The sequence below is a fragment of the Paraburkholderia monticola genome (assembly GCF_001580545.1).
In the GTDB taxonomy this organism is placed as follows: Bacteria; Pseudomonadota; Gammaproteobacteria; order Burkholderiales; family Burkholderiaceae; genus Paraburkholderia; species Paraburkholderia monticola.
This window is the reverse complement of sequence record NZ_LRBG01000038.1, coordinates 217,578-243,210: the sequence shown is the minus strand read 5'-3', so window position 1 is coordinate 243,210 and position 25,633 is coordinate 217,578. Positions and strand designations below refer to the sequence as shown.

The following is a 25,633-nucleotide window of genomic DNA, read 5'->3' as shown; positions in this document are numbered from 1 at the left end:
GCACGGCGTTATTTTGCATCAATGGCCTGCAGATCGCCCGGCTTGATCTGTCCATCGGAGCGTCCTTTCAGATACGCGTAGAGGTTTTCCCAGTTCTTCTGCATCATCTGGCTCGTGCTGAAATCGGGCATGCCCTTGGCCACCCGTCCGCCGAACACCGTGCGATGAAACTCGTCCTTGTCGAGCGTCTTGAACGCGTCGATCAGCGACGGTCCGACCAGACCCTGCTGCTGCGCGCCGTGGCAGCGTTCGCAAGCGAGCGCGCGCCACGTCTTCCACCCCTGCAGCGTATTACTGTCGACCTTGGTGCCGTCGACTACCTTGTACGCGACCTGCGCAATCGAAGGATTGTTCTGCGCGTATCCGACGGGCAGCATGATGAACGCTGCGGGCAACACGGTGAGCAAAAGAATAGATCGGCCATTCATGCACAAGTCTCCATCTGGAAATAAGCCGCGCCCCGATGCGTTGCATCGACGCATCCACCAAACCCGCGCGGTTGAGAGTGATTCGCTGGCTTCGCGAGGCTGATGGGGCGACCGTGCCTGGTGCAGGCCGCCCCGCTCGTTCAGCCGTTCATTCGAGCCGTTGCTTCAGCTCTTTTCGTTAGGAATCGCGAACACGAACAGCGTGCCGCCCAGCGCGGTGTACTTGGCGAGATCTTTATAGCCGCCGACCGCGCCCAGACCTTCGGTCGGCTTTTCGAGACCCGCCGCCATGCCGATGCCGGCCCAGCCGCCGATGCCCGAGTACACGCCGACGAACTGCTTGCCCTGATACTCATACGTGAAGACGTTGCCGATGATTCCCGACGGCGTCTTGAAGCGCCACAGTTCCTTGCCGTCCCTGATGCGCACGGCCTTGATGTAGCCTTCCAGCGTGCCGTAGAACGCGATGCCGCCGCCGGTCGCCAGCACACCCGACCACACCGAGAAGCGCTCCGGCTTCGAGTAGACGATCTTGCCCTTGGCCGCATCCCACGCGATGAAGTTACCCATCGAGTTGCCCTCGTTCGGTCCCGGATACATCGACAGCGTGGCGCCCACATACGGCTGACCCGAGACGTAGTCGACCTCGAACGGCTCGTAGTCCATGCACACGTGGTTGGTCGGCACGAGGAACATGCTGGTGTTCGGATCGAACGCCGCCGGTTGCTGGTCCTTCGAACCGAGTGCCGCCGGGCAGATGCCCTTCACGTTGTGATCGGCGCCGGCCGCCTGCGTCGAATACGACGCGTTGCGAATCGGCAGGCCGCTTTGCAGATCGACGCGATCGGCCCAGTTCACCGCCGGGTCGTACTTCTGCGCGACCAGCAGCTGCCCGGTTTCGCGATTGAGCGTGTAGCCGAAGCCGTTACGGTCGAAGTGCACGATCGAGGGCACCTTCTTGCCGTTGATCGTCAGATCGGACAGGATCATCTCGTTGACGCCGTCATAGTCCCATTCGTCGTGCGGCGTCATCTGGTAGACCCACCTGGCCGTGCCGGTATTCAGGTCGCGCGCGAAGATCGACATCGACCATTTGTTGTCGCCCGGACGTTGCGTCGGGTTCCATGTGCCCGGATTGCCAGTGCCGTAGTAAATCAGGTTCAGTTTCGGATCCCACGCATACCAGCCCCACGTGGTGCCGCCGCCGAGCTTCCACTGATCGCCCTTCCACGACTTCAGCGACGAGTCCGCGCCCACCGGCACCATCTGACCGTTGGTGTAGGTCATCGTCTTTTGCGGGTCGAGCAGCATTTCGTTGTCGGGACCCGTGCTGTACGCGGTCCAGGCCGGTTTGCCGGTCTTGATGTCGTACGCGATCAGACGCCCGCGCACGCCGAACTCGCCGCCCGAGATACCGGTCAGCACCTTGTCGCCGAACACGTGCGGCGCGTTGGTGTTGGTTTCGCCGGCTTTCGGATTGCCGTTCTGCGCGGTCCACACGACCTCGCCCGTCTTCGCGTTCAGCGCGACGAGCTTGGTGTCGGCCTGCTGCAGGAAAATCTTGCCGTCGCCGTAGGCGAGACCGCGATTGACGGTGTCGCAGCACATCACGGAGACGACCTGGTCGTCCTGTTTCGGCAGATATTGCCAGATGAAGGTTTGATCCTTCAGGTTGATCGCAATTACCTTGTTCGGAAACGGAGAGTGGATATACATCGTGTCGCCGATCACGAGCGGCGCGCCTTCATGGCCGCGCAGCACACCGGTCGACATGGTCCACGCGACCTGCAGCTTGCCGACGTTGTTCTCGTTGATCTGCTTGAGCGGGCTGTAGCGGTGATTCGCATAATCGCCCGCCTGGGCCGCCCAGTTGGATGGGTTTTTCATCAGCCCGTCGAGCTGCGAGTCGGCCTGCGCAGCCAATGAACCGAAGGCTGCGGATGCGAGGATCGCGAGCCCAAGAACCACAGTGCGTAAGTTCATGTCTCCTCCAGAATTGTCCTGCTGTTCAACTCACGAATGACCCACGCTACCTCATCGCATCGTGCGCGCCTTCTCGAGTGCAGGTAACGATTTGCGCCTTATCCTGATTCGACGTCAGGCTTCGCGGCGCATGAAAGGCAAACGCATATTCCATGCCGGAATGTCGACAACGTTGGCCGCTCGCGCCCGCCTGGGCCCGAGACTGCGCACGCGCGACGTTCGCGGCGCTCGGGGGTCGCGCGCGGATGCTTGCGAGGCAGTAAGCTGAAGGAGTTGCGTCACGCAATGCGGCACATTCTGTGTCACATGCGTGATACGAATCGTGTCCTTTGCGAATCGTGCGCCGCAGCACGGCCCTACCCGTTGCGACGATGCTTCGTTCGGCGAACGATTCGCGTCTTCGAGGAGCAACCGCCATGGCAAACACCGAGCACGTCTATACCGACGACGAAATCCAGCAGCGCCTCGTCGGTCCGCTGCAGCACTGGTATCTGGAAGATGGCTGGCTGCGGCGCAAATACCGCACCGAGGGTTGGAAGGGAACGCTGATGGTCGTCAACACCGTGGGCCATCTCGCCGAAGCCGCGTGGCACCACCCGGATCTGACGGTCTCCTACGCATTCGTGACCGTGAAGCTGAAGACGCATAGCGCCAAGGGCATCACCGACAAGGACTTCGCCCTCGCGACGAAGATCGAATCGGTGGTCCACTGGCAGCCCGGCCTCGAGGACGGCCCGCTCGAAGGCACGCCCGCCGACGATCAGCGTTTCCGCTACATCAAGTACGACGCGCCGAAACCCGCGCAAGGCGCGTGACGCGCGGGCTGCCGTCCCCGCATGAGACAGCGCGTGACACAGTGCGCCTTCGGCGTCACACAGCGTCCGCGCGGCATTGAAACAGCGCGGCGCGCAGCGGGTCCTGTTACAGGCTCCAGCGGCCCGAACCCGCTGTGGCAGCCGTTCCGCGCGCCTGGTACGGCTTTCGCTTGAGGTCGCCGGGCGCACTGCCAAACCCGCAAGGACACCTGAGGACACTCGAGATGCCGCTTCAGCTCCGCCGCCCGTCGCCTCGCGCCCCCATTACGATCGATGCGCCCGCGCGGCTGCATCTGGGCTTTCTCGATCCGAACGCATCGCTCGGACGCGCGTTCGGCAGCCTGGGGCTCGTCATCGATGCGCACGGCACGCGGATCGAAGCGCGGCTCGCCGAGCGCGAGCAGGTCGGCGGCGCAGTGAGCGAGGCCGAGCGCGAGCGGATCGCGCTGTGTCTCGCGCGGCTGCAGGCCGCATACGGTCCGGCCCCGCTCGCGATCGACGTCGTCGAGGCGCCGCGCGCACACACCGGGCTCGGTTCCGGCACGCAGCTGGCGCTGGCCGTCGGCACCGCTTTCACGCGCCTCGTCGGCCAGCCGGCCACCAGCGCCGAACTCGCCGGCCTGCTCGGGCGCGGCGCGCGCTCCGGCATCGGTATTCTGGGCTTCGAGTGCGGCGGCCTGCTGCTCGATGGCGGGCCGCCCGGCGACCTGCGCCAGAGCATGCCGCCGCTGCTGTCGCGCCAGCCGTTTCCGCAACAGTGGCGCGTGCTGCTCGTCAGCGACACCAGCCGCGAAGGATTGCACGGCGCCGAGGAACGCAGCGCGCTCGCTTCGCTCGCACCGTTCCCGCAGCGGCTCGCCGCGCATCTGTGCCATCTGGTGCTGATGCAGATCCTGCCGGGTGCCGCCGAGCACAACTTCGCGCCGTTCGCCCAAGGCCTCACCGAGATGCAGCAGACCATCGGCGAATACTTCGCGAGCGCGCAAGGCGGCGTATTCGCGAGTCCCGACGTCGAGCGCGTGCTGCACGCGGTCGCCGCCGAACGCACCGCCGGCATCGGCCAGACCTCGTGGGGCCCGACGGGCTTCGCGGTGCTCGCGAGCGCGCGCGAGGCCGATGGCGCGCTCGAAACCGCGCGTGCCGTGGCGAGCGCGCTGCCGCATATCGAATGCAGCGTCGTCGCGGGCCGCAACAGCGGCGCGGCGATTCACGGCGCCGAAGCGTGCGCGCCGCACATCGACGCCGCATGATGCGCGGCCGCGCTCAGGCGGGCCGCCGCGCGCGTCACGCGCCGCGTCAGCGTGCCTTGCGCCGCCCCCCAGATTGCCACTGAACCGAGCCCTCGCCATGTCAGAAACCATTGAAAGGCCCTACATCCTGCACATGTTCACGGCCACGCCGCAGATGAGTCCGTTCGACGTCAACATGGCCGCCGACGCCGGCTATCAGGTGATCGTGCCGTATTGCAACGTCGACGCCGGCATGGTCGCGAATCTGACCCAGGACGCGATCTTCTCGCGCGGTCCGAAAGGGGTCTCGCGCACCGGCATCTTCATCGGCGGACGCGACGTGATGCAGGCCGCCGACATGCTCGACACCGCACGCAAAGCCATGGTCCCGCCGTTCGAGGTCTCCGTGTTCGCCGATCCGAGCGGCTCGTACACGACCGCGGCCGCGCTCGTCGCGCTGGTCGAGCGGCATCTGGGCAAACAGCACGGTATGGAGCTGGGCGGCAAGCGCGTGCTGATTCTCGGCGGCACCGGCGCGGTCGGGCGCATCGCGGCGGCGATCGCCGCGTCGCGCGGCGCCGACGTGACGATCGCGAGCCACCACGACCGCAAGCGCGCGCTCGGCGTCTCGGCCGAAGTGAACCAGCACTTCGGCATCGTCACGAACGGCATCGGCGCCACGACCCCGGACGAATTGCGCGGCGCGCTCGCCGACGCGGAAATCGTGCTCGCCACCGCGCTCGCGGGCGTTCAGGTGGTCGGCAGCGACGACCTCGCGCATGCGAAACGTCTGCTCGTCGCCGCCGATGTCAATGCGGTGCCGCCCGAAGGCATCGCCGGCGTGAACGTGATGAACGACGGCAAGCCGATCGAAGGCGTGCCGAACGCGGGGGCAATCGGCATCGGCGCGCTGGCGATCGGCAACGTCAAGTATCAGGTCGAGCATCGCCTCTTCATGCGCATGCGCACCGGCGGCAAGCCGGTCTACCTCGGCTTCACGGAAGCGTACGACGAGGCCCGCGCGGTCGCGGCCGGTCTCGGCTGAAAGCAGCCATGACGAAACCGCACCGGGCGCTCACGCAGGCGCCGTTCGTCGCGCTCGCCGGCCTGTCCGCGCGCTGGCTCGCGCAGTCCGCGGCGCGCGCCGGCCTGCACGTCGCCGCGCTCGATATCTTCGGCGACCGCGACACCCGCGAGGCCGCCGAGCTGTGGTTCGACATCGGCGCGGAGGGTGGCGCGCTCGCGATCGATCGGGCGCGGCTCGTCGACGCGCTGACGCGTGTCGCGCGTCTGCCCGGTCTGCTGGGCTGGATCGGCGGCAGCGGGCTCGAACCGTTGATGCCTCAGTTGTGCCGCGAACCCGGCTTGCCGCGCCATCTCGGCAACGATGCCGAGGCGTTCGCGGCCGTGCGCGAGCCGCGGCGTTGGTTCGCGCTGCTCGACGCGTTGCGGATCGCGCATCCCGCCGTGGCGTTCGAGCGGCCCGAGACGGATGAAGGCTGGCTGTTCAAACGCTCGGACGGCTGCGGCGGCACGCATATCAAGGCAGCCGATGCGTTCGATGCCACCACCGATTATTCCCCGCACGGCTACTTCCAGCGCATCGGCGCGGGCCGCTCGCTGTCGGTGCTTTTCATCGGCGTGCACGGCGGCGCGCATCTGATCGGTTTCGCCGAGCAGCTCACCTGCGCGCTCGGCGAGTTGCGCTTCGTGCACGCGGGCTCGATCGCGCCGATCGAGCTACGACCCACGCTCGTCGCGCACGTGCAGCAGGCGCTCGACGCGCTGTGCGCGCGCACCGGTCTCGTCGGCATCAACAGCTGCGACTTCCTGTCCGACGGCACCACGTTCGAGGTGCTTGAAATCAACGCACGTCCCTCATCGACGCTGGCGCTCTACGAAACCGCCTCGCCCGACGCATGGCCCGCCGGCCTGCTCGCCTGCCATCTCGACGCCTGCCGTCATGGCCGCGCGCCATCGGCCGCGAGCCTCGCGCTCGCTCGCGCGCCGCGTTGGCGTGCTGGCCAGCGGGTGCTGTTCGCGCAGCGGGCGTTCGGCGTCTCGACTGCCTTCTCCGATGCCTGCCTGCACGACCCGCAATGCCGCGACGTGCCGATGCCCGGTACGCGCATCGAGGCAGGGCAGCCGGTCTGCACGCTGCATGTGCGCGCGGCATCGGTTGATGCGGTGCGCAGCGCTCTCGATGCACAGCACGAACGCGTCGTCCAACGAATCGAAACCTGCGATGAGCCCGACCATGCCTGCCTCCACGCCCACCCCTGACACCTCGCCGCCCGGCACCCTGCCGAGCGTGAACGCCCTGAGCGAGCGCCTCGTCGCACGGCTCGTCGATCAGGCCGCGCGCCTCGGCGTCGCGCTCACGCGCACGGCCGACGGCACCGTGATCGCCGACGCCGGCGTCGACGCGCGCGGCAGTCTCGATGCCGGTGTGCTGATCGCCCGCATCTGCATGGGCGGACTCGGCCGCGTCGCGGTGCGCGCGAACCTCGACGCCGCGCCGCTCTGGCCCACGATGCTCGAAGTCAGCACCTCGACGCCGGTTCTGGCTTGTCTCGGCAGCCAGTACGCGGGCTGGAGCCTCTCGGCCACCAAGGAACAGACCGGCGGCAAGAAGTTCTTTTCGCTCGGCTCGGGACCTGCCCGCGCGCTCGCGGTCAAGGAGCCGCTCTTCGACGAGCTCGGCTATCGCGACCGCCACGAACGCGGCGCGCTGGTGCTCGAAGTGGACCGTCTGCCGCCCCAGGTCGTGATCGACAAGGTGTTGCGCGACTGCGGCCTCGCGCCCGAAAACCTGACGCTGATCGTCACGCCGACACACTCTGTCGCGGGAACGGTACAGGTGGTCGCCCGGGTCGTCGAAGTTGCGCTGCACAAAGTGCACGTGCTCGGCGTGCCGCTCGACGAGATCGTCGCGGGCACGGGCTCGGCGCCGCTGCCGCCGCCCGCGCCCGACGGCATTCAGGCGATGGGTCGCACCAACGACGCGATCCTGTACGGCGGCCGCGTGCATCTGACGGTCCAGCACGACGAGATCGCGCGACGTCTCGCCGCGAGCTTGCCCGCCTCGAATTCGCGCGATTACGGCCGGCCGTTCGCCGATGTCTTCACGGCCGTCAATTTCGACTTCTATCAGATCGATCCCGCGCTGTTCGCACCCGCCGAGGTGTGGGTCAGCAGCCTCGAAAGCGGCGCGACCTATCACGGCGGCCGGCTCGACGCCGGTCTGCTGCAGCAACAGTGGGGCGGCCAGTCCGCCGCATGATGATGTCCACGCCACTTACACCGCCCGGCGCGACCCATGCGGGCGTGCGCGTCGCGATCATGACCGACGAAACCGGCTGGCACACCGGCCGCCTGAAAAAAGCGTTCCGCGCGCGCGGCGCCGACGCGCGTTGCGTCGATCTCGCGGCATGCCGGATCGACACCACGTGGCTGCCGCACGGCCTCGTCGTGCCGGGGTTCGGCCACACGCTGCCGGACGCGGTGTTCGTGCGCGGCATCGCTGGCGGCACCTTCGAGCAGGTCACGCTGCGGCTCGGCATCCTGCACGCGCTGCGCGAGTCGGGCGTGCCGGTCTACAACGACGCGCGCGCGATCGAGCGCAGCGTCGACAAATCGATGACGAGCTTCCTGCTGCATCGCGCGGGCGTGCCGACGCCGGCCACCTGGGCCGGCGAATCGGCGGCGTTCGCGCAACGCGTACTGATGCGCGAGGCGGCCGCCGGCCGTCAGGTGGTGCTCAAGCCGCTGTTCGGCTCGCAAGGCCACGGGCTCAAACGGCTGGGCGCGCGCGGCGGGCTGCTCGCGCCGTTGCCGTCGCTCGCGCGTTACCGGCAGGTCGCTTATCTGCAGCGCTTCGTCGCCAGCGGCCGGCCCGGGTTCGACTGGCGGGTGCTGGTGATCGGCGGCAAGGCGGTCGCGGCGATGCGGCGCAGTGGCGGCAAGGGCTGGATTCATAACGTCGCGCAAGGCGCGCGCTGCGAGCCCGCGGAACTGACGCTGCCGCTCGCGCAGACCGCCGTGCGCGCCACCGCCGCGCTCGGGCTCGACTACGCGGGCGTGGACCTGATCCCCAACCCCGCCGACGACGCCCTGCCGCTCGTGCTCGAAGTCAACGGCGTGGCCGCGTGGCGCGGTTTGCAGTCGGTCGTGCCGTTCGATATCGCGGCGGCGCTCGTCGACGATCTGCTCGATCGCAAGCTCGCGGCGCAGCGGCGCGTGAACGAGCAGGCCGAGCAAGCCGCGGGGGCTGAATGGCCTGACCAGCCGCCTCAGCGCCTCGCATGAGCCTGAGCGTAATGGCCGACACCCCCGAAATGCTCTTCGAACACGCGCGCGCGGCTTTTCTCGAAGCCTGCGCGCTCGACATCACCACGCCGAAACCCGGCAACGTCAGCACGCACAGTCCCGGCCACGGCATGCATGCGGCGCAGTTCCTGGCCAGCGCGGACGCGTCGCTCGACGCGCTATTCGCGCGCGGCGCCCGGGTCGGACAGCGCATTCTCGACGCGGTCACGCGCACGCGCGCGGCCGTCGGCTGCAACACGAATCTCGGCATCGTGCTGCTGGTGGCGCCGCTCGCCGCGGCGCTCGAAGACACCGGCGCGCGGCCGCTGTCGGCGCCGGCGTGGCGCGCGGCCGTCGGTGCGGTGCTGAGCCGCCTCGACCTCGAAGACGCGCGGCTCGCCTACCGCGCGATTGCGCTCGCCAATCCCGGCGGCCTTGGGGATGCGCCCGAGCAATCGGTCCACGCGCCGCCGACCATCGGCCTGCGCGACGCGATGCGGCTCGCCAGCGAGCGCGACAGCATCGCGCGGCAATACGCGAACGGTTTCGCCGACCTGTTCGACACCGGCCTCGCCGCGTACCGCGAAGCCACGGCGCAGATGCGCGGCAATGCGCCCCAGGCCGCCTACGAAAGCGCGATGCTCAACGTGTTTCTGGCGTTCCTCGGCGGCTGGCCCGACTCTCACATTGTGCGCAAGCACGGGCTGACGCTGGCGCAGAGTGTCACGCTCATGGCACGCGAGCAGCACGCGCGCTGGCGCCAAACACCCTCCGCCGGACGTCTTGCGACCAGCGATCCGCAGCTCGATGCTTGGGACGCCGAACTGAAGGCGCGCGCGATCAATCCCGGCACCAGCGCGGACCTCGCGGTGGCCACGCTGTTCGTCGCGCGCTGTGTGGAAAGGCCCGGTTAGTCCTCGACCTCGCGGGCCGAACGAGACCCGAACACCGCGCCGGACGCGCATCGCCACAACTGGCACGGAACCTGTTAGTTAGTACCGCCGTGCATTCCCGCACCGCTTTCGCGATGCTTTTCTGGACGGTCGCAGGCGGCGCCTCTTCAGCAGGTCCATACCTACTCATTGGAGGAACAGAATGGCCAAGATCAACCGCGTCATGGTCGGCGAGTCGCTCGTCGGCGACGGCAATGAGGTCGCGCACATCGACTTGCTGATCGGACCGCGAGGTTCCGCTGCGGAAACCGCGTTTTGCAACGCGCTCACCAACAACAAGGACGGCTTCACGTCGCTACTCGCCGTCGTCGCCCCCAATCTGATCGCGAAGCCCAACACGATCCTGTTCAACAAGGTGACGATCAAGGGCGCCAAGCAGGCCGTGCAGATGTTCGGCCCGGCACAGCACGCGGTCGCGCTCGCGGTGGCCGACAGCGTCGAGGACGGCACGATTCCCGCGGACGAGGCCGACGATCTGTTCGTCTGCGTCGGCGTCTTCATTCACTGGCAGGCCGAGGACGACAAGAAGATCCAGCAGTTCAACTATCAGGCGACACGCGAGGCCATCAAGCGCGCCGTCAGCGGCGAGCCGAGCGCGGCTGAAGTGGTGGCGAAGAAAGGTACCGTCGCGCATCCGTTTGCGCCAAACTGACGGCACATGCACGCGCAGGAGACGCGGCGCCGTTAGCGGTGTCGTTAGCGGTGTCATACCCGCCCCGCCTCCTCGCCTGTCCCGTCTCTCGCAGAGGCATTCAATGATCATCAGATGTCGCGCGCTTCTTGCCTTGACCTCGCTCGCGCTTGCCGCACCGCTCGCGTGGGCGGAAGGCTATAACTATCCGACCGAGGGCCGCGTCGAATACGTGCTCACCTGCATGGACGATAACGGCCACGATTTCGCGAACGTGTATAAGTGCTCGTGCGTAATCGACAAGATGGCCGCGTCGTTGCCGTACGACGAATTCGTCGACCAGTCGACCTTCTCGAAGTACGCGACGCTCGGCGGCGAGGGCGGCGCGGAGTTCCGCGTCGACCAGGCGAAGGCGCAAACGAAGAAATTCCGCGCGCTGCAAACCACCGCGTATCAGGCGTGCGGGCTCGGTGCGCAGAAAACACCGACGGCGGCGAAATGACGGCTGGCTGAAATGCGCGGGGCGGGCGCCCCGCGGATGGCCGCCCCGCGGATGGCCGCCCCCGTCAGTTCGGCACCAGCCCCTCACCCAGCGACGCATAACGCGCGACGCCCGCGCTCGTCGCCGGGCCATCGCCGCGACGCCGCTCGATCTGCACGCCGACGGCCGCGAGATCGGCGAATTTGGCCGGTTTCGCTAGCGACACACGTACCCAGTGCGCGCCGAACTCGGCGATCAGCAGTTGCGCGATCGTCTCGGCCAGCGCTTCCAGCAGCCGCACGTGATGCGACGCGAATAGCGCGACGAGCGCCTCGCGCACCGCCGCGTAGTTGACCGTATCTTCGATCCGGTCCGTCGTGCATGCGCGGATCGCGGGCACGCCGATCGCGAGATTCACGCGCACCGGTTGCGCCACGTGCTGCTCGCTGCTATCGATCCCGATGACCGTCCGGCCGACGAAATTCTCGATGAAGACGATGTCGAGGCGCTCGGGCAAAGCGTCGGCCTGCGAGCCGGGATTCGCGCCGAAGCTGGAAAATGCGGCAAGGCGAACAGTATCGATACGATCCATGATGGTCTCCGCCGCGGCGCGGCCCGGAATGAACAGCCTGTGATGAGGAGCGGAACAGTAGAACAGTAGAACTGAACGACGCGCGGCACACTGTGTGCCAAAGCTGCGACAGGCACACAACGTGCAAACCGTTTAACGCGTCGCGCATCGAGAAAAGCAAATTTCGGGCACGGTGAGGTAAACCCAAAGAGACTTTCTGTTGAACCAATCTGGCATCGGGCGTACAGTTTTAAATACCCGCCTCGTAGCAGGGCCGGTCGCGAGGGCGCAGGGGAACTGAGATTCCGCCGCGTCGAGGGCAGGCAGGCTTGATAAAGCGGCATTCGCGGCGTGCGAAGCAATCACGCCGGCGAAATGGCGCATCGGAGACAAATCCCATGTCGTTGCTCGCTGACAGCAGTTCGCACGTCCGGGAAGTTCTGAACGTCGTCAACCATCAATTGACCACGCGGCCGACAAGCGAATCCGTCGCTCAGTCCTGGGCGCGCTGCATCAACGAATTCCAGCTGGACCCCGCGCGCTTCGTGCCGCCTCCAGTGCTCACCGAGTACGAACTCAGCGCCCGCCGCGAGGCGCTCGGCGATTTGATCGCCTGTTCGAAGCTCGAAATGACCACGCTCTATCAGCAACTGGCCGACCCCGAGCTCGCGGTCGTGCTGGTCGATTCGGGCGGCGTGATCGTGCATCAGGTGTCGTCGGTGCCGTTCGCCGAGGCGGTCGCCGCCGACGGCTTTCGCGTCGGCGCGCTGTGGAGCGAGCGCGAAGCCGGCACCAACGGCATGGGCACCTGCCTCGCGGAGCGCGACTGCATCGCCGTCTGTCAGCACGAACATTTCTATCCGCGCTATACCTCGCTCACCTGCTCGGCCGCGCCGATCTTCGACGACAGCGGCGAAATCGCCGGCGTGCTCGACGTCACGAGCCGCTCGAAGCTGCTGCAGCAGCATTCGCTGGTGCTGGTCGGCATGTCGCGGCAGATGATCGAAAACCGTCTGCTCGATGCGCGCTACCGGCACGCGAACATGATCCATTTCCACAGCCGCCCGGAATTCGTCGGCACACTGCACGGCGGCAAGCTCGCGGTCGGTGACGACAGCACCGTGCTCGCCGCGAATCGCAGCGCCCTGTTCCAGCTCGGCTTCCGCTCGCTCAGCGAATTGCGCGGCCGGCGCATCGAGGAAGCGTTCAACGCGTCGCTCGAAGACATGATCGCGCGCAGCATCCGCGGCTCGTTCCATCCAGTCACCGTCTACAGCGCGAACGCGACGAACCGCTTTTTCCTTGTCGCGCAAACGCCGCAGAACGCCACCGGGCGCATGACGCGCGTGATCGTCACCGATCCGACCGTGCGCAGCAGCAGCGTGCCCGACAAGCCAGAAAAACACGCACCGGCGCCGAAGCTCGACGAAATCGCCCACCTCGAATTCGGCGACCCGCGCATGGCCTCGCAGATCCAATTGGCCGCGCGCGTGATCCAGCGCAAGATTCCGATCGTGCTGCGCGGCCAGACCGGCACCGGCAAGGAAGTCTTCGCGCAGGCGCTGCATAGCATCAGCCCGCATGCCGACGGTCCGTTCGTGCCGGTCAATTGCGCGTCGCTGCCGGAGAACCTGATCGAGAGCGAACTGTTCGGCTATCGTGCGGGCGCGTTCACCGGCGCGCAGCGCGAAGGACGGCGCGGCAAGATCGTGCAGGCCAACGGCGGCACGCTGTTTCTAGACGAAATCGGCGACATGCCGCTGGTGTTGCAGGCGCGGCTGCTGCGCGTGATCGAGGAACACGAGGTCACCCCGCTCGGCGCCGAGACCACCGTCAAGGTCAACTTCCAGCTGATCAGCGCGAGCCACCGCAATCTGCTCGAACTCGTGCAAAGCGGCCAGTTCCGCGAGGACCTGTACTACCGGCTGAAGGGCGTCGAGCTGAATCTGCCGACGCTGCGCGAGCGCGTCGACAAGCTCCCGCTGATCCATCATCTGCTCGCCAACGAAACCGACGATCCGCCCGAGCTGACGCCGGAAGCCGAACACGCGCTGCTCACCTACGCGTGGCCCGGCAACATCCGCCAGTTGCGTCACGTCCTGCAGATGGCGGTCGCGCTGTCCGACGGCGAGCCAATCCGTTGCGAGCATCTGCCGCCCGAGGTCACGCAGCGCACCTCGGCGGCCGACATGCCCACCGCCTTGCGCCTCGCCAGCGCGGACATGGACGCGCATCTCGCCGACGACGTGGACATTTCTTCGCTGAACGCGATCCAGCTCAACGAGCGCGAAACGGTGCTGTCGTTGCTCGACGAGCACCGCTGGAATGTCAGCAATGTCGCGAAGGCGCTCGGCATCAGCCGCAACACGCTGTACCGCAAGATGCGCCGGCTGCACATCCGGCTGTCGCACGAAGGCGCGCCGCCCGACGGCTTGCCGCTCGATCTCGACGCATGACGCAGTCGTCGTCCAGCGAGTCGGCACCGAAGGCCGCGCGCGACCTCGCCGACTTCAAGCCGGATGCGCGCTTCGCGTGGTGCGTGACCGGCTCCGGTCACATGCTCGAAGAATCGATCGCGCTCGCGCGGCGCTTGCCGCGCGTCGATCTGTTTCTGTCCGCGGCGGCCGAAGAAGTGCTGCCGCTCTATGGCTGGCCGCTCGACAAGCTGCGCGAACAGTTCCGCGTGCTGCGTGACAACAGCGCGAGCGGCGTGCCGGTCGGCATGCTGTATCACGGCGTCTATCACACGGTCGTGATCGCGCCCGCCACCAGCAACACGGTCGCCAAATGCGCGCACGGCATCTCCGATACGCTGCCGACCAACATGTACGCGCAGGCTGGCAAGCAATGCATCCCCGGCATCGTCTTTGCGTGCGACACCGAACCGAGCGTGATCACGCATAGCCCCGACGAATGGGTCGAGTTGCGGCCACGGGCGATCGAACTCGATAACGTCGAGCGTCTGGCACGCTTCGAATACACGACGCTCGCGCGCTCGCTCGACGAACTCGAAGCGGCGCTCGCCCAACGCCTCGCGACTCTCGACCTCGCATGGACCACATCCTCTTCCTGACCGGCCGGCTTGCCGAACCGAGCCTGCTGCGCGTGCTCGACGGCATGGCGCCGACGCCGTTCAGCTGGGAGGTGCGCGAAATCGGCCTGCAGGTCGCCGCGTTGATGACGGCCGACCTGATCCAGCGCCGCTTGCCTGCGCCGCTCGCCGCGCAGCGGGTGATCGTGCCGGGCCGCTGCCGCGGCGATCTCGACGCCTTGAGCGCGCACTATGGCGTGCCGTTCGAACGCGGTCCCGAGGAGGTGAAGGACTTGCCGCAGTATTTCGGCCGCAAGGCCAAGCCGTTCGACCTGAGCCGCTACGACACGGAGATTTTCGCGGAGATCGTCGACGCCCCTCGGCTCGACCTCGACGGCATCGCCGCGCGGGCGCGCGAATATCGAAGTCAGGGCGCCGACGTGATCGACATCGGCTGTCTGCCGGACACGCCGTTTCCGCATCTCGAAGACGCGGTGCGGCGGCTGAAGGCCGAAGGCTATCGCGTGAGCGTCGATTCGATGCGCAACGACGAACTGTTGCGCGGCGGCCGCGCGGGCGCCGACTATCTGATGAGCCTGAACCTCGATAGCCTGTGGATCGCCGACGAGGTGCCCGCCACGCCGATCCTCGTCGCACGCGAACCCGGCGACGCGGCCTCGCTCGATGCCGCGATCGACGCACTATCGGCGCGCGGCCGCGCGTTTCTCGCCGATCCGATTCTCGATCCGATTCCGTTCGGCCTGGCCGCGTCGATTGCGCGCTATGTGCGCTTGCGCGAACGCCATCCCGACATCGCGATCATGATGGGCATCGGCAACGTGACCGAGCTGACCGAGGCCGACACGAGCGGCATCAACGCGGTGCTGCTCGGCATGGCCGCCGAGTTGCGCATCGGTGCGGTGCTGACCACGTCCGTGAGTCTGCATGCGCGGCGCGCGCTGCGCGAGGCCGACGTCGCGCGCCGCGTGATGCATGCCGCGCGCGCCGAGCACGTGCTGCCGAAGGGCATCAGCAGTGAACTCGCGACCGTCCACGCGAAACGCCCGTTTCCATACAGCGCCGAAGAAATCGACGAATTCGCGCGCGCCGTGCGCGATCCGAATTTCCGCGTGCAGGTCAGCACCGATGGCATTCACGTGTACAACCGCGACGGCCACCGGCGCGGCGAGGATCCGTTCGCGCTCTACCCGCAACTTGATCTGGAGACCGACGGCGGCCACGCGTTCTATATGGGCGTGCAACTGGCGCGCGCGGAGATCGCGTGGCGCCTGGGCAAGCGCTTCGATCAGGACCAGCCGCTCGACTGGGGCTGCGCGGTCGACCGGCCTGAAGAAGATCTCGGCGCCTGGTGCGCGCCGGGCGAGACGATGAAGAAGCGCTGAACGAGCCCGGAAAAAGCACGCTCAATGCACGGCGGCCACGCCCACGCGTTCGTCGACTCTCGCCAATTCAGCGCGCATGCCGCGAATCGCCTGCGCGCGATCGCTCGCGCCGAACACGGCCGAGCCCGCGACGAACACATCGGCGCCCGCTTCGGCAACACGCGCGATGTTCGACGCCTTCACGCCGCCGTCCACTTCGATCAGCAAAGGCCGTCCGGTGCGCTGCATCGTCGTGTCGACGCGCTCGCGCAGCAGCCGCAGCTTGTCGAGCGTTTCGGCGATGAACGCCTGCCCGCCGAAGCCCGGATTCACCGACATCACCAGCACGACGTCGAGCATCTCCAGCACGTGATCGAGCACCGCGAGCGGCGTCGCCGGATTCAGCGCGAGCCCTGCCCGCGCTCCGTGCGAGCGGATCAGCTCGATGGTTCGATGCACGTGCAGCGTCGCCTCCGGATGAAAGCTGATCAGGTTCGCGCCCGCCTCGGCGAACGCGGTCACGAGCGGATCGACCGGCGCGGTCATCAGATGCACGTCGAACGGCAGCGACGTGTAAGGCCGGATCGCCGAGCAGACCAGCGGCCCGACCGTCAGATTCGGCACGTAGTGGTTGTCCATCACGTCCAGATGAATCCAGTCCGCGCCGGCCGCCGTCACGTCGCGAATCTCGTCGGCGAGCCGGGCAAAATCCGCCGACAGCAGCGACGGAGCAATCAGGAATTCGCGCATCGCGTTCTCCGTGCCGGTGGCGTCAGTGGTAACGGCTCGCCATCGTGTCGAGCGGCAGCGGCTTGATACGCGCCGCCTGCCCCGCGCAACCGAAGGCCTCGAAGCGCTCGACGCAGATCGCGCTCGCCGCCGCGGTGGCGGCCTTCAAGGCCGCGCGCGGATCGAACTCCGAGCGCGCATGGGCGAGCGATCGACGCATCGCGCCGCTCATCGCGAGACGGATGTCGGTGTCGATATTGACCTTGCGCACGCCCTGCGCGATGCCGCGACGGATTTCGTCGACGGGCACGCCATAGGTGGTCGGAATCTCGCCGCCGTATTCGCGGATCACCGCGAGCCATTCCTGCGGCACCGACGACGAACCGTGCATCACCAGATGCGTGTTCGGAATGCGCGCATGGATCGAGGCGATGCGGTCGATCGCGAGAATGTCGCCGGTCGGCTCGCGGCTGAACTTGTACGCGCCGTGCGAAGTGCCGATCGCGATCGCGAGCGCATCGACGCCAGTCGCGTCCACGAAGCGCCGCGCTTCGTCCGGATCGGTCAGCAGGTGCTCGCGCGTGAGCTTGCCCTGCGCGCCGACGCCGTCCTCTTCGCCCGCGCTGCCGGTTTCGAGCGAGCCGAGACAGCCCAGCTCGCCCTCGACCGACACGCCGACCGCGTGCGCGGCCTCCACCACGCGCCGGCTCACCTCGACGTTGTAGTCGTAGGCGGCGGGGGTTTTCTGGTCGGGCAACAGCGAGCCGTCCATCATCACCGACGTGAAGCCCGAGCGGATCGCCTGCTGACAGACGGCGGGGCTCGCGCCGTGGTCCTGATGCAGCACGAGCGGAATGTCCGGGTGCGCTTCGAGCGCGGCGAGCACCAGATGACGCAGATACGGCTCGCCCGCGTATTTGCGCGCCCCCGCCGACGCCTGCAGGATCACCGGGCTGTCGGTGGCCTCGGCCGCGCGCATGATCGCGTGAATCTGCTCCATGTTGTTGACGTTGAACGCGGGCACGCCGTAGTCGTGTTCGGCCGCGTGATCCAGCAGTTGCCGCAGAGTGATGAAGGCCATGGCGTGCTCCTCGATATGACATGAAATCTCTGTTCTAGCCGCGCGCCTGGCGCGTACGGTCCGCGACGCGGCAGGCTTCGTCGACCACCGCCTCGGTGTTCAGCCTGAAATGCTCGAACAACGCAACGGCCGGCGCCGATTCGCCGAACGTATCGATACCGACGACGCCACCGTCGAGCCCGACGTATTGCCGCCAGAACGCGCGCACGCCCGCCTCGATCGCGACGCGCTGCACGCCCGGCGGCAGCACCGCGTCGCGCCAAGCGCGCGGCTGCCGGTCGAACGCGGTGGTCGATGGCATCGACACGACCCGCGCGACGATGCCGGCGGCCGCGAGCGGCGCGATGGCGTCGAGCGCGAGGGACACCTCGGAGCCCGTGGCGATCAGCACAATGCGCGCGGGTTGCTCGCTAGGCGCAGACGATGTTTCGTCCGGCCAGTCACGCAACACGTACCCGCCACGCGCGATCGCAGCGATCTGCTCGGCCGAGCGCGTCACGAAGCGCAGGTTCTGGCGGCTCAGCAGCAGACACGACGGCCCATCCCGTTCCACCGCGCCGATCCACGCCTGAGCGGTCTCGACGGTGTCGCAAGGGCGCCAGACGTCGAGCCCCGGAATCAGCCTGAGGCTGGCCGCGTGCTCGACCGCCTGATGCGTGGGACCGTCCTCGCCGAGGCCGATCGAGTCGTGCGTGAAGACGAAGATCGAGCGCGTTTTCATCAGCGCGGCCATCCGCAACGCGTTGCGCGCATAGTCGGAGAACGTCAGGAACGTGCCGCCGAACGGCAGGTAGCCGCGATGCAGCGCAATCCCGTTCATCACCGCGCTCATGCCGAACTCGCGCACGCCGTAGTGCACGTAGTTGCCGCCGCGCAGACCGCCGCCGTTCTCACTGCGGTCGGCGCGGACGTCGACCGCGCCGCGCCAGTCCGTCAGATTCGAGCCGGTCAGGTCCGCCGAGCCGCCGAGCAGTTCCGGCAGGCTGCGTGCGAGCGCGGCGATCGCCTGTTGCGAGGCCTTGCGCGTCGCGATCGATTCGGCCGCGCGATCCGCGTCGCGCAGCAGCGCGCGAACCGTGTCCTGCCACTGCGCGGGCAGCCTGCCCTCTACGCGACGCTCGAATTCGGCGGCCTCGACCGGATAGTGCCGGCGATACGCGTCGAACCGCGCGCGCCACTCGGCTTCGGCGGCGGCACCGCGTGCGCTCGCGTCGAAGTTCGCGCGAATCCCGTCGGGAATCTCGAACGGCGGATGCGCCCAGCCGAGCGCGCGGCGCGTGCGTTCGACCTCGTCGGCGCCGAGCGGCGCGCCATGCACGTCGTGCGTGCCGGCCTTCGACGGCGCGCCCTGGCCGATCACCGTGCGGCAGCAGATCAGCGTCGGCCGCCCGGTGGCACGCGCGGCGTGCAGCGCGCGATCGACCGCGTCAACGTCGTGGCCGTCCACCTCGCGCACCACGTGCCAGCCGTACGCCGCGAAGCGCGCGGGGGTGTCGTCGGCGAACCATTGCGCGACGTGGCCGTCGATCGAAATGCCGTTGTCGTCGTACAGCACCGTCAGCTTGTCGAGCTTCAGCGTGCCCGCGAGCGACGCCGCTTCGTGCGAAATACCTTCCATCAGACAGCCGTCGCCGACGAACACATAGGTGCGGTGATCGACGATCCGATGTCCGGCCCGGTTGAACTCGCGCGCGAGCAAGGCCTCGGCGAGCGCCATGCCGACGCCGTTCGCGAGCCCCTGGCCGAGCGGCCCGGTGGTCGTTTCGACACCGGGCGTGACGCCCACTTCCGGATGCCCCGGCGTCTTGCTGTGCAACTGCCGGAAGCGCTTCAACTCGTCGATCGGCAGGTCGTAGCCGCTCAGATGCAGCAGCCCATACAGCAGCATCGAACCATGTCCGTTCGACAACACGAAGCGATCACGATCGGGCCACGCCGGATTGCCCGGGTTGTGCTTCAGATGCCGGTCCCACAACGCGACCGCGATCTCGGCCATGCCGAGCGGCATGCCGGGATGCCCCGACTTCGCGGCTTCCACGGCGTCGATTGCCAGCATGCGCAGCGCGTCGGCCATCGAGCGCGTGGCGGGTGCGTCAAGCGGTTGCGCGACTGCACTCATCGGATTTCTCCTTGGGAAATGAAGCTCGGCATGCGCCGCCTAACGTTCAGGCGCGCGAGCGCCGGTCGATCAGCTGCAGGATCATCGGCGTGAAGATCAGCTGCATCGCGAGTCCCATCTTGCCGCCCGGCACGACGATCACGTTCGGGCGCGACATGAACGAGTCGTGCAGCATCGTCAGCAGATACTGGAAGTCGATGCCCTTCGGTCGCGCGAAGCGGATCACCACGAAGCTCTCGTCGGGCTGCGGAATCTCGCGGGCGGTAAACGGATTCGAGGTGTCGACGGTCGGCACGCGCTGGAAATTCACATGCGTGCGCGAGAACTGCGGGCAGATGTAGTTCACGTAGTCCGGCATGCGCCGCAGAATCGTGTCGACCACCGCTTCGTGCGTATAGCCGCGCATCGTCTGATCGCGGTGCAGCTTCTGGATCCATTCGAGGTTGATGATCGGCACGACGCCGATCAGCAGATCCGCATGCCGCGCGATGTCGACCTTGTCGGTCACGGCCGCGCCGTGCAGCCCTTCGTAGAACATCAGGTCGGTGCCGGCTGCGACCTCCTCCCACGGTGTGAAGGTGCCGCCGTCCTGCTTGTACTGCTGCATCTCGGCCGCGTCGTGCACGTAGTGGCGAAACTGCCCGCTGCCGTTTTCGCCGTAGCGCGTGAACAGCGTCTCGAGTTCTTCGAGCAGATTCGCTTCCGGGCCGAAGTGGCTGAAATTCGGCACGCCGTCGCGTTCGCGCTCCTGCATGGCCGCGCGCATGCCGTTGCGGTCGTAGCGATGGAACGCATCGCCTTCGACGATCTGCGCATTGATGTGCTCGCGTCTGAAGATATGCATGAAGCTCTTCATGACGGTGGTGGTGCCCGCGCCGCTCGAGCCGGTCACCGCGATGATCGGATGTTTGACTGACATGCGTTTGTCTCCGGATGGCTGTGTTCTGTGCGTCGTGCGCGCCGTCAGCCGCTCGTCACGCCGTGAAATCCGGCAGGAACAGCGAGCGCGTGCCGAACAGCGGCGAGCTGAAGGGCTTGTCTTCGCCGCGGTCGTATTCGCCGTGATAGCGCGCGATGCGCTCGACCTCGTTCTTCGAGCCGAGTATCACCGGCACGCGGCCATGCAGCGCACGCGGCGCGACGTCGAGAATCCGTTCGCGGCCGGTGATCGCGAGGCCGCCCGCCTGCTCGACCAGAAAGCTCATCGGATTCGCTTCGTAGAGCAGGCGCAGGCGGCCTTCCATCGCCGGCGTTTTCGAATCGCGCGGATACATGAACACGCCGCCGCGCATCAGGATGCGATGCACTTCCGCGACCATCGAGGCGATCCAGCGCATATTGAAGTCGCGCGCGCGGCAGCCGCTGCGGCCGTCCTTGCACTCCTGCACGTAACGGCGCACGGGCGGCTCCCAGAAGCGCTCGTTCGACGCGTTGATCGCGAACTCGGCGGTCTCTTCCGGAATCCTGATGTTCGAATGGGTGAGCACGAAGTTGCCGATCTCGCGCTCCAGCGTGAAGCCATGCGTGCCGTTGCCGACCGACAGCACCAGCATCGTCGACGGTCCATACACGGCATAGCCGGCCGCGACCTGTTCGCAGCCAGGCCGCAGGAACGCGGCTTCGCTGGTCGCATCTTCGGCGGGGTCGCGCGTGCGCAGCACCGAGAAGATCGAGCCGACCACGCCGTTGATGTCGATATTCGACGAGCCATCGAGCGGATCGAACGCGAGCAGATACTCGCCACGCGGATAGTCCGGCGGAATCGCGTAGACGTGCTCCATTTCCTCGGACACCATCGCCGCCAGCAAGCCGTCCCATTCGCATTGCTGGACGAAGATGTCGTTGGTCGAGACATCGAGCTTCTTCTGCTCCTCGCCGTGCGTGTTGACGGTTTGCGCGGAACCATAGTTGCCGCCGAGCGCGCCCTTGGTCAGCATCGCCGAGATCGATTTGATCGCGGCCGCCACGTCGATCAGCAGCGCGGAGAGGCCCGCCGTGTCGCGCGTGTGGTCCGTACACGGCGGGCGATCGAGCGTGTCGATCAGGAACTTCGAAAGTGTCGTGCGTCCGTCCTGCATGGCGTTCTCCCTGGAGGGTGTCGTGATTCAGCCCGGCGGCGCCGCGACGGCGCGCGCGGTGGATGGCGATGGCGAGGACGGCGTGGGCGCGTCGAACACGCGGCTCGCGCGCACGTCGGCGGCGTCGATCAGCGTCAGCGTGGCGGCGTCGATCGGCTCGCCGCCTTGCAAGGCGCTCGCGAACAGACGGTTCGCCTGACGCAGCCGCGCGCGGTCGAGCGCATTGCGCACCGAGCGCGCGTTGGCGAAATTCGGCTGGCGGAGGCGGCGCGCCAGATAGTCGGCGAACGCGCGGCGCGACGCGGCATCGAAGCGGTAGTGCATGGTGTCGAGCATCCGCTCGGCGATGTCGAGCAGCTCGGCTTCCGTGTAATCGGGAAACGTGATGTGATGCGCGATGCGCGAGCGGAAACCCGGATTGCTCTCGAAGAACACTTCCATGCGCGACGCGTAGCCGGCCAGTATCACGACGAGGTCGCTGCGCTGGTTCTCCATCGTCTGCAGCAGGATCTCGATCGCTTCCTGTCCGTAGTCGCGTTCGTTCTCGGGGCGGTACAGGTAATACGCTTCGTCGATGAACAGCACGCCGCCCATCGCGCGCTTGAGCACGTCGCGCGTTTTCGGCGCGGTGTGGCCGATGTACTGGCCGACCAGATCGTCGCGCGTCACCGACACCAGATGATTGCGGCGAATGTAGCCGAGCCGGTGCAGCACCTCGGCCATGCGCAATGCGACTGTCGTCTTGCCGGTGCCGGGATTGCCGGAGAAGCACATGTGCAAGGTCGGCGCGCCGCCCGCCAGACCCAGCGAAGCGCGCGCGCGTTCGACCAGCAGATGCGCGGCGACCTCGCGAATGCGCGTCTTCACGGGCGCGAGCCCGACCAGATCGCGATCGAGTTCGCCGAGCACCTCGCCGATGCCCGAGTCGCGGTACAGCGCCGCGAGATCGACATGGGGCGCGGCGGCGTCGCTGTGCGCGGCGGACGCGGGGCGTGCGTCCGCGAGGGCGGCGTCTGTCATCGTTCCTCCTTGCGGCGGGTGCGGTGGGCTTGGTTGTGGGATGTGTCGTGGGCTTCGTCGTGCGCTTTACCGCGCGCTCGGCGGGTCAGCCCACCGCCCCATAACGCTCACCCGCCGGCCGGTCGCTCGCATAACCCGTCATGCTGTAGCGCTGCGTGCGCCCTCGCGCGTCCTGGCGCGTCAGACGGAAGCCCGGCTCCACATCCGGCCGGTTGACGATGAACGACAGCCGCATCGTCTCGAAGGTGCGCACCGAATCGAACGCGTTGACCTTGATGTAGTGCTGCGGCCGCGCCTCACGGCAAGCCCTGACCTCCTGCAACACGCCGGCCGCGTCATGCAGGTCGAACATCGGCAGCCCCCACATTTCCCAGTAGGTGTTGCGCGGATGCGGGTCATCGGTGAATTCGACCGAGCAGGCCCAGCCCTGGCGCAGCGCGTAGTCGATCTGCAGGCCGATTTCCTCGTCGGTCAGCTCGGGCAGAAAAGAAAACGTTCCTTGAGTAATACGCATGACGAACCTCGTGGATGGATGTCGCGTTCAGATCAGCGTCAAGAGTGCCCCGCGCGGTGACGTTGCACCGCGTTGCCAAGGCGCTCGTAAAGCGCCAGCGGCAAAGCCCGGTCCAGCTAGGCCGCCGTCGGCGTGGCGGCGAAATCGGGGGTGTCGGTCGACGCGTAGTTGAAGGTCACGTCGCGCCACGTATCGAGCGCCTGCTTGAGCGGCGTGCACCAGCGCGCGGCGGCTTCGAGCACGTCGGGCCCTTCGCGCAGCAGGTCGCGGCCCTCGTTGCGCGCTTTCACCATCGCTTCGAGCGCGACGCGGTTCGCGGTCGCGCCGGCCTGGATGCCGGCCGGATGGCCGATCGTGCCGCCGCCGAACTGCAGGATCGCGTCGTCGCCGAACAGGTCGAGCAGCTGATGCATCTGTCCCGCGTGAATCCCGCCCGAGGCGACCGGCATCACCTTGCGCAAGCCGGCCCACGGTTGATCGAAGAAGATGCCGCGCGACAGGTCGACCGCGTTGTGCGCGTCGCGGCACACGTTGTAGTAGCCCTGCACCGCGAGCGGATCGCCTTCGAGCTTGCCGACCGCCGTGCCCGCGTGCGCATGGTCGACGCCCGCCATCCGCAGCCACTTGGCGATCACGCGAAACGAGATGCCGTGGCTGCGTTGCCGCGTGTAGGTGCCGTGTCCGGCGCGATGCAGATGCAGGATCATGTCGTGCCTGCGAGCCCAGCGCGACATCGACTGGATCGCGGTCCAGCCGACCACGAGGTCGATCATCACGATGCACGAGCCGAGTTCCTTCGCGAATTCGGCGCGCTCGTACATGTCCTCCATCGTGCCGGCCGTCACGTTCATGTAGTGGCCCTTGACCTCGCCGGTTTCCGCCTGCGCGCGGCTCACCGCCTCCATCGCGAACAGGAAACGGTCGCGCCAGTGCATGAACGCCTGCGAGTTGATGTTCTCGTCGTCCTTCAGGAAATCGAGGCCGCCGCGCAGGCCTTCGTAGACCACCCGTCCATAGTTCTTGCCCGACAGACCGAGCTTCGGCTTGACCGTCGCGCCGAGCAGCGGCCGCCCATATTTGTCGAGCCGTTCGCGCTCGACGACGATCCCGGTCGGCGGCCCCTGGAACGTCTTCAGATACGCGACGGGAATGCGCATGTCTTCGAGCCGCAACGCCTTCAGCGGCTTGAAGCCGAACACGTTGCCGATGATCGACGCGGTCAGGTTCGCGACCGAGCCCTCCTCGAACAGATCGAGTTCATAAGCGATATACGCGAAGTACTGCGGCTCGTCGGCGCGGGACACCGGCACCGGCTCGACGCGATACGCCTTCGCGCGATACATGTCGCAGGCGGTGAGCCGGTCGGTCCACACCACCGTCCACGTCGCGGTCGACGATTCGCCGGCCACCGCGGCCGCCGCCTCTTCGGGTTCGACACCGGGTTGCGGCGTGATCCGAAAGAGCGCGATCACGTCGGTCTCTTTCGGCTCGTAATCCGGTTGCCAGTAACCCATCTCGCGGTATTTCATCACGCCTGCCGCGTACCGCTCGCGCGGGTTGTGCGGATCGCGCGCATGATGCTCGGGCTGGATCGGCGGTTGACTGAAATCGTTCATGACGTGTCCTCGAAAGTGGCAAGCGCACTGCCGGAAGAACGAAGCGCTTGAGTTGCACTGTAGGCACGGACCCGCCCAAGGGGAATTCACGATTTTATTTGGCAGACTTAACGGATCGGTTATCGCTATCACATCGTTAGTTTCTTTTTCACGCCATGAAACGGGAATGGGAGCAGAATGGGTCGGTGACCGAGGCGGGCACGGCGTGACAGCGCAATCGGATCAGCGAATCGCGATGGAACACTTTGCTTCGTTTTCGCCACACCGCGCGGCGGCTTGCGTCTGGCCTGCCGAGCGGCCGCCGCGGCGCCGCGTAATTCGCCGGGCGCTGTATTGGCTCGCGAATCCACGCCCGCCAGGGCGGGTCGGCACACGCATGGGCATGGAGCTTGCGTGATGCTGGTTGCCGTCGACATCGGGCATCACGCCGGGCCGGCGGCGCAACGCTGTTTCAACCGGTGGTTCAACTCATGGAGGAAGCACGTATGCAATGGACGACCCCGAGCTACACCGACGTACGCCTCGGTTTTGAAATCGTGATGTATGTCGCTACGCGTTAAGCCCGCGATCGGGCCGCACGCCGCGGCCCCTTCGCGGTTTCCGTTTGTGTTTGACCTCTGCTGACGGCCGGCCTTCCGGCGCTGTCGGGACACGCGTTCCCAGC

Annotated in this window: 24 protein-coding genes; 13 read left to right on the top strand and 11 right to left on the bottom strand. The window is 67.0% G+C overall.

The window, feature by feature from the left end:
• Nucleotides 1-8: 8 nt before the first annotated feature.
• Both CI15_RS28565 and CI15_RS28560 read right to left on the bottom strand, forming a co-directional pair.
• Complete coding sequence (locus CI15_RS28565; RefSeq protein ID WP_062134807.1) at nt 9-428, bottom strand: c-type cytochrome; 420 nt, start codon at nt 426-428, stop codon at nt 9-11.
• 165 nt (nt 429-593) lie between these two features.
• The gene (locus tag CI15_RS28560; protein ID WP_062134804.1) at nt 594-2,411 is read right to left on the bottom strand and encodes a methanol/ethanol family PQQ-dependent dehydrogenase; all 1,818 of its coding nucleotides are present in this window, start codon (nt 2,409-2,411) and stop codon (nt 594-596) included.
• Nucleotides 2,412-2,827: 416 nt separating this feature from the next.
• On the opposite strand from CI15_RS28560, the gene CI15_RS28555 reads away from it, so the two are divergent.
• The 9 genes from CI15_RS28555 (at nt 2,828) to CI15_RS28515 (ending at nt 10,849) form a co-directional block, all read left to right on the top strand.
• On the top strand, nt 2,828-3,226 hold the full coding sequence (locus CI15_RS28555; RefSeq protein WP_062134802.1) for a 4a-hydroxytetrahydrobiopterin dehydratase: 399 nt from the start codon (nt 2,828-2,830) through the stop codon (nt 3,224-3,226).
• A 224-nt stretch (nt 3,227-3,450) separates the two neighbouring features.
• Nucleotides 3,451-4,476 carry a beta-ribofuranosylaminobenzene 5'-phosphate synthase family protein gene (locus tag CI15_RS28550; protein WP_062134798.1) on the top strand — a complete coding sequence of 342 codons (1,026 nt, stop codon included), beginning with the start codon at nt 3,451-3,453 and terminating at the stop codon, nt 4,474-4,476.
• 97 nt (nt 4,477-4,573) lie between these two features.
• Nucleotides 4,574-5,500 (top strand): NAD(P)-dependent methylenetetrahydromethanopterin dehydrogenase, encoded by a 927-nt coding sequence (locus tag CI15_RS28545; protein ID WP_062134796.1) that lies wholly within the window; start codon nt 4,574-4,576, stop codon nt 5,498-5,500.
• Between the two features lie 8 nt (nt 5,501-5,508).
• Nucleotides 5,509-6,738: an ATP-grasp domain-containing protein gene (locus CI15_RS28540; protein ID WP_062134792.1), complete on the top strand. Its 1,230-nt coding sequence runs from the start codon at nt 5,509-5,511 to the stop codon at nt 6,736-6,738.
• Nucleotides 6,713-7,738, top strand: coding sequence for a methenyltetrahydromethanopterin cyclohydrolase (gene mch, locus CI15_RS28535; RefSeq protein WP_062136210.1), 1,026 nt, complete (start codon nt 6,713-6,715; stop codon nt 7,736-7,738). Before CI15_RS28540 ends, mch begins: the two co-directional genes overlap by 26 nt.
• On the top strand, nt 7,738-8,763 hold the full coding sequence (locus CI15_RS28530; RefSeq protein WP_062136207.1) for an ATP-grasp domain-containing protein: 1,026 nt from the start codon (nt 7,738-7,740) through the stop codon (nt 8,761-8,763). Before mch ends, CI15_RS28530 begins: the two co-directional genes overlap by 1 nt.
• Nucleotides 8,764-8,774: 11 nt before the next feature.
• Nucleotides 8,775-9,677: a triphosphoribosyl-dephospho-CoA synthase gene (locus CI15_RS28525; RefSeq protein ID WP_062134789.1), complete on the top strand. Its 903-nt coding sequence runs from the start codon at nt 8,775-8,777 to the stop codon at nt 9,675-9,677.
• A 181-nt stretch (nt 9,678-9,858) separates the two neighbouring features.
• The gene (gene fae / locus CI15_RS28520) at nt 9,859-10,368 is read left to right on the top strand and encodes a formaldehyde-activating enzyme (RefSeq protein WP_062134787.1); all 510 of its coding nucleotides are present in this window, start codon (nt 9,859-9,861) and stop codon (nt 10,366-10,368) included.
• Nucleotides 10,369-10,471: 103 nt separating this feature from the next.
• Nucleotides 10,472-10,849, top strand: coding sequence for a hypothetical protein (locus tag CI15_RS28515; RefSeq protein ID WP_062134784.1), 378 nt, complete (start codon nt 10,472-10,474; stop codon nt 10,847-10,849).
• 64 nt (nt 10,850-10,913) lie between these two features.
• Here the strand turns inward: CI15_RS28515 and CI15_RS28510 are convergent, their stop codons facing one another.
• On the bottom strand, nt 10,914-11,420 hold the full coding sequence (locus tag CI15_RS28510) for a dihydroneopterin aldolase (protein ID WP_062134780.1): 507 nt from the start codon (nt 11,418-11,420) through the stop codon (nt 10,914-10,916).
• Nucleotides 11,421-11,797: 377 nt separating this feature from the next.
• Between CI15_RS28510 and CI15_RS28505 the strand changes: the two genes are divergently transcribed.
• From CI15_RS28505 to CI15_RS28495, 3 genes are read left to right on the top strand one after another with little or no spacing between them, the layout of a single operon-like run.
• On the top strand, nt 11,798-13,855 hold the full coding sequence (locus CI15_RS28505) for a sigma-54-dependent Fis family transcriptional regulator (RefSeq protein ID WP_062134777.1): 2,058 nt from the start codon (nt 11,798-11,800) through the stop codon (nt 13,853-13,855).
• The gene (locus tag CI15_RS28500) at nt 13,852-14,472 is read left to right on the top strand and encodes a flavoprotein (RefSeq protein ID WP_062134774.1); all 621 of its coding nucleotides are present in this window, start codon (nt 13,852-13,854) and stop codon (nt 14,470-14,472) included. The genes CI15_RS28505 and CI15_RS28500 overlap by 4 nt, the downstream gene beginning before the upstream one ends.
• Entirely contained in the window at nt 14,451-15,833 is a 1,383-nt protein-coding gene (locus CI15_RS28495) for a DUF6513 domain-containing protein (RefSeq protein WP_062134771.1), read from the top strand. The genes CI15_RS28500 and CI15_RS28495 overlap by 22 nt, the downstream gene beginning before the upstream one ends.
• Before the next feature lie 21 nt (nt 15,834-15,854).
• Here the strand turns inward: CI15_RS28495 and rpe are convergent, their stop codons facing one another.
• From rpe to CI15_RS28455, 8 genes are all read right to left on the bottom strand, one after another.
• Entirely contained in the window at nt 15,855-16,562 is a 708-nt protein-coding gene (rpe, locus tag CI15_RS28490) for a ribulose-phosphate 3-epimerase (protein ID WP_062134768.1), read from the bottom strand.
• 22 nt (nt 16,563-16,584) lie between these two features.
• Nucleotides 16,585-17,622 carry a class II fructose-bisphosphate aldolase gene (gene fba, locus CI15_RS28485; protein ID WP_062134765.1) on the bottom strand — a complete coding sequence of 346 codons (1,038 nt, stop codon included), beginning with the start codon at nt 17,620-17,622 and terminating at the stop codon, nt 16,585-16,587.
• Nucleotides 17,623-17,656: 34 nt separating this feature from the next.
• Nucleotides 17,657-19,741: a transketolase gene (gene tkt, locus CI15_RS28480; RefSeq protein WP_062134762.1), complete on the bottom strand. Its 2,085-nt coding sequence runs from the start codon at nt 19,739-19,741 to the stop codon at nt 17,657-17,659.
• Between the two features lie 46 nt (nt 19,742-19,787).
• Nucleotides 19,788-20,660 (bottom strand): phosphoribulokinase, encoded by an 873-nt coding sequence (locus CI15_RS28475; protein WP_062134759.1) that lies wholly within the window; start codon nt 20,658-20,660, stop codon nt 19,788-19,790.
• A 55-nt stretch (nt 20,661-20,715) separates the two neighbouring features.
• A complete protein-coding gene (locus CI15_RS28470) occupies nt 20,716-21,819 on the bottom strand; it encodes a class 1 fructose-bisphosphatase (protein WP_062134756.1) in 1,104 nt (367 codons plus the stop codon).
• 27 nt (nt 21,820-21,846) lie between these two features.
• Entirely contained in the window at nt 21,847-22,839 is a 993-nt protein-coding gene (gene cbbX / locus CI15_RS28465) for a CbbX protein (protein ID WP_062134752.1), read from the bottom strand.
• An 85-nt stretch (nt 22,840-22,924) separates the two neighbouring features.
• Complete coding sequence (locus tag CI15_RS28460; RefSeq protein WP_062134749.1) at nt 22,925-23,353, bottom strand: ribulose bisphosphate carboxylase small subunit; 429 nt, start codon at nt 23,351-23,353, stop codon at nt 22,925-22,927.
• A gap of 116 nt (nt 23,354-23,469) precedes the next feature.
• Complete coding sequence (locus CI15_RS28455) at nt 23,470-24,969, bottom strand: form I ribulose bisphosphate carboxylase large subunit (protein ID WP_062134746.1); 1,500 nt, start codon at nt 24,967-24,969, stop codon at nt 23,470-23,472.
• 470 nt (nt 24,970-25,439) lie between these two features.
• Here CI15_RS28455 and pqqA point away from each other — a divergent pair, with 470 nt between their 5' ends.
• Nucleotides 25,440-25,529, top strand: coding sequence for a pyrroloquinoline quinone precursor peptide PqqA (gene pqqA, locus CI15_RS35825; protein WP_035496610.1), 90 nt, complete (start codon nt 25,440-25,442; stop codon nt 25,527-25,529).
• The last annotated feature ends 104 nt before the right edge of the window (nt 25,530-25,633 follow it).

Excerpts from the sequence above, each read along its gene's own strand:
- CI15_RS28565 (WP_062134807.1), bottom strand. The coding sequence starts at position 428 with ATGAATGGCCGATCTATTCTTTTGCTCACCGTGTTGCCCGCAGCGTTC.
- CI15_RS28560 (WP_062134804.1), bottom strand. The coding sequence starts at position 2,411 with ATGAACTTACGCACTGTGGTTCTTGGGCTCGCGATCCTCGCATCCGCA.
- CI15_RS28555 (WP_062134802.1), top strand. The coding sequence starts at position 2,828 with ATGGCAAACACCGAGCACGTCTATACCGACGACGAAATCCAGCAGCGC.
- CI15_RS28550 (WP_062134798.1), top strand. The coding sequence starts at position 3,451 with ATGCCGCTTCAGCTCCGCCGCCCGTCGCCTCGCGCCCCCATTACGATC.
- CI15_RS28545 (WP_062134796.1), top strand. The coding sequence starts at position 4,574 with ATGTCAGAAACCATTGAAAGGCCCTACATCCTGCACATGTTCACGGCC.
- CI15_RS28540 (WP_062134792.1), top strand. The coding sequence starts at position 5,509 with ATGACGAAACCGCACCGGGCGCTCACGCAGGCGCCGTTCGTCGCGCTC.
- mch (WP_062136210.1), top strand. The coding sequence starts at position 6,713 with ATGCCTGCCTCCACGCCCACCCCTGACACCTCGCCGCCCGGCACCCTG.
- CI15_RS28530 (WP_062136207.1), top strand. The coding sequence starts at position 7,738 with ATGATGTCCACGCCACTTACACCGCCCGGCGCGACCCATGCGGGCGTG.
- CI15_RS28525 (WP_062134789.1), top strand. The coding sequence starts at position 8,775 with ATGGCCGACACCCCCGAAATGCTCTTCGAACACGCGCGCGCGGCTTTT.
- fae (WP_062134787.1), top strand. The coding sequence starts at position 9,859 with ATGGCCAAGATCAACCGCGTCATGGTCGGCGAGTCGCTCGTCGGCGAC.
- CI15_RS28515 (WP_062134784.1), top strand. The coding sequence starts at position 10,472 with ATGATCATCAGATGTCGCGCGCTTCTTGCCTTGACCTCGCTCGCGCTT.
- CI15_RS28510 (WP_062134780.1), bottom strand. The coding sequence starts at position 11,420 with ATGGATCGTATCGATACTGTTCGCCTTGCCGCATTTTCCAGCTTCGGC.
- CI15_RS28505 (WP_062134777.1), top strand. The coding sequence starts at position 11,798 with ATGTCGTTGCTCGCTGACAGCAGTTCGCACGTCCGGGAAGTTCTGAAC.
- CI15_RS28500 (WP_062134774.1), top strand. The coding sequence starts at position 13,852 with ATGACGCAGTCGTCGTCCAGCGAGTCGGCACCGAAGGCCGCGCGCGAC.
- CI15_RS28495 (WP_062134771.1), top strand. The coding sequence starts at position 14,451 with ATGGACCACATCCTCTTCCTGACCGGCCGGCTTGCCGAACCGAGCCTG.
- rpe (WP_062134768.1), bottom strand. The coding sequence starts at position 16,562 with ATGCGCGAATTCCTGATTGCTCCGTCGCTGCTGTCGGCGGATTTTGCC.
- fba (WP_062134765.1), bottom strand. The coding sequence starts at position 17,622 with ATGGCCTTCATCACTCTGCGGCAACTGCTGGATCACGCGGCCGAACAC.
- tkt (WP_062134762.1), bottom strand. The coding sequence starts at position 19,741 with ATGAGTGCAGTCGCGCAACCGCTTGACGCACCCGCCACGCGCTCGATG.
- CI15_RS28475 (WP_062134759.1), bottom strand. The coding sequence starts at position 20,660 with ATGTCAGTCAAACATCCGATCATCGCGGTGACCGGCTCGAGCGGCGCG.
- CI15_RS28470 (WP_062134756.1), bottom strand. The coding sequence starts at position 21,819 with ATGCAGGACGGACGCACGACACTTTCGAAGTTCCTGATCGACACGCTC.
- cbbX (WP_062134752.1), bottom strand. The coding sequence starts at position 22,839 with ATGACAGACGCCGCCCTCGCGGACGCACGCCCCGCGTCCGCCGCGCAC.
- CI15_RS28460 (WP_062134749.1), bottom strand. The coding sequence starts at position 23,353 with ATGCGTATTACTCAAGGAACGTTTTCTTTTCTGCCCGAGCTGACCGAC.
- CI15_RS28455 (WP_062134746.1), bottom strand. The coding sequence starts at position 24,969 with ATGAACGATTTCAGTCAACCGCCGATCCAGCCCGAGCATCATGCGCGC.
- pqqA (WP_035496610.1), top strand. The coding sequence starts at position 25,440 with ATGGAGGAAGCACGTATGCAATGGACGACCCCGAGCTACACCGACGTA.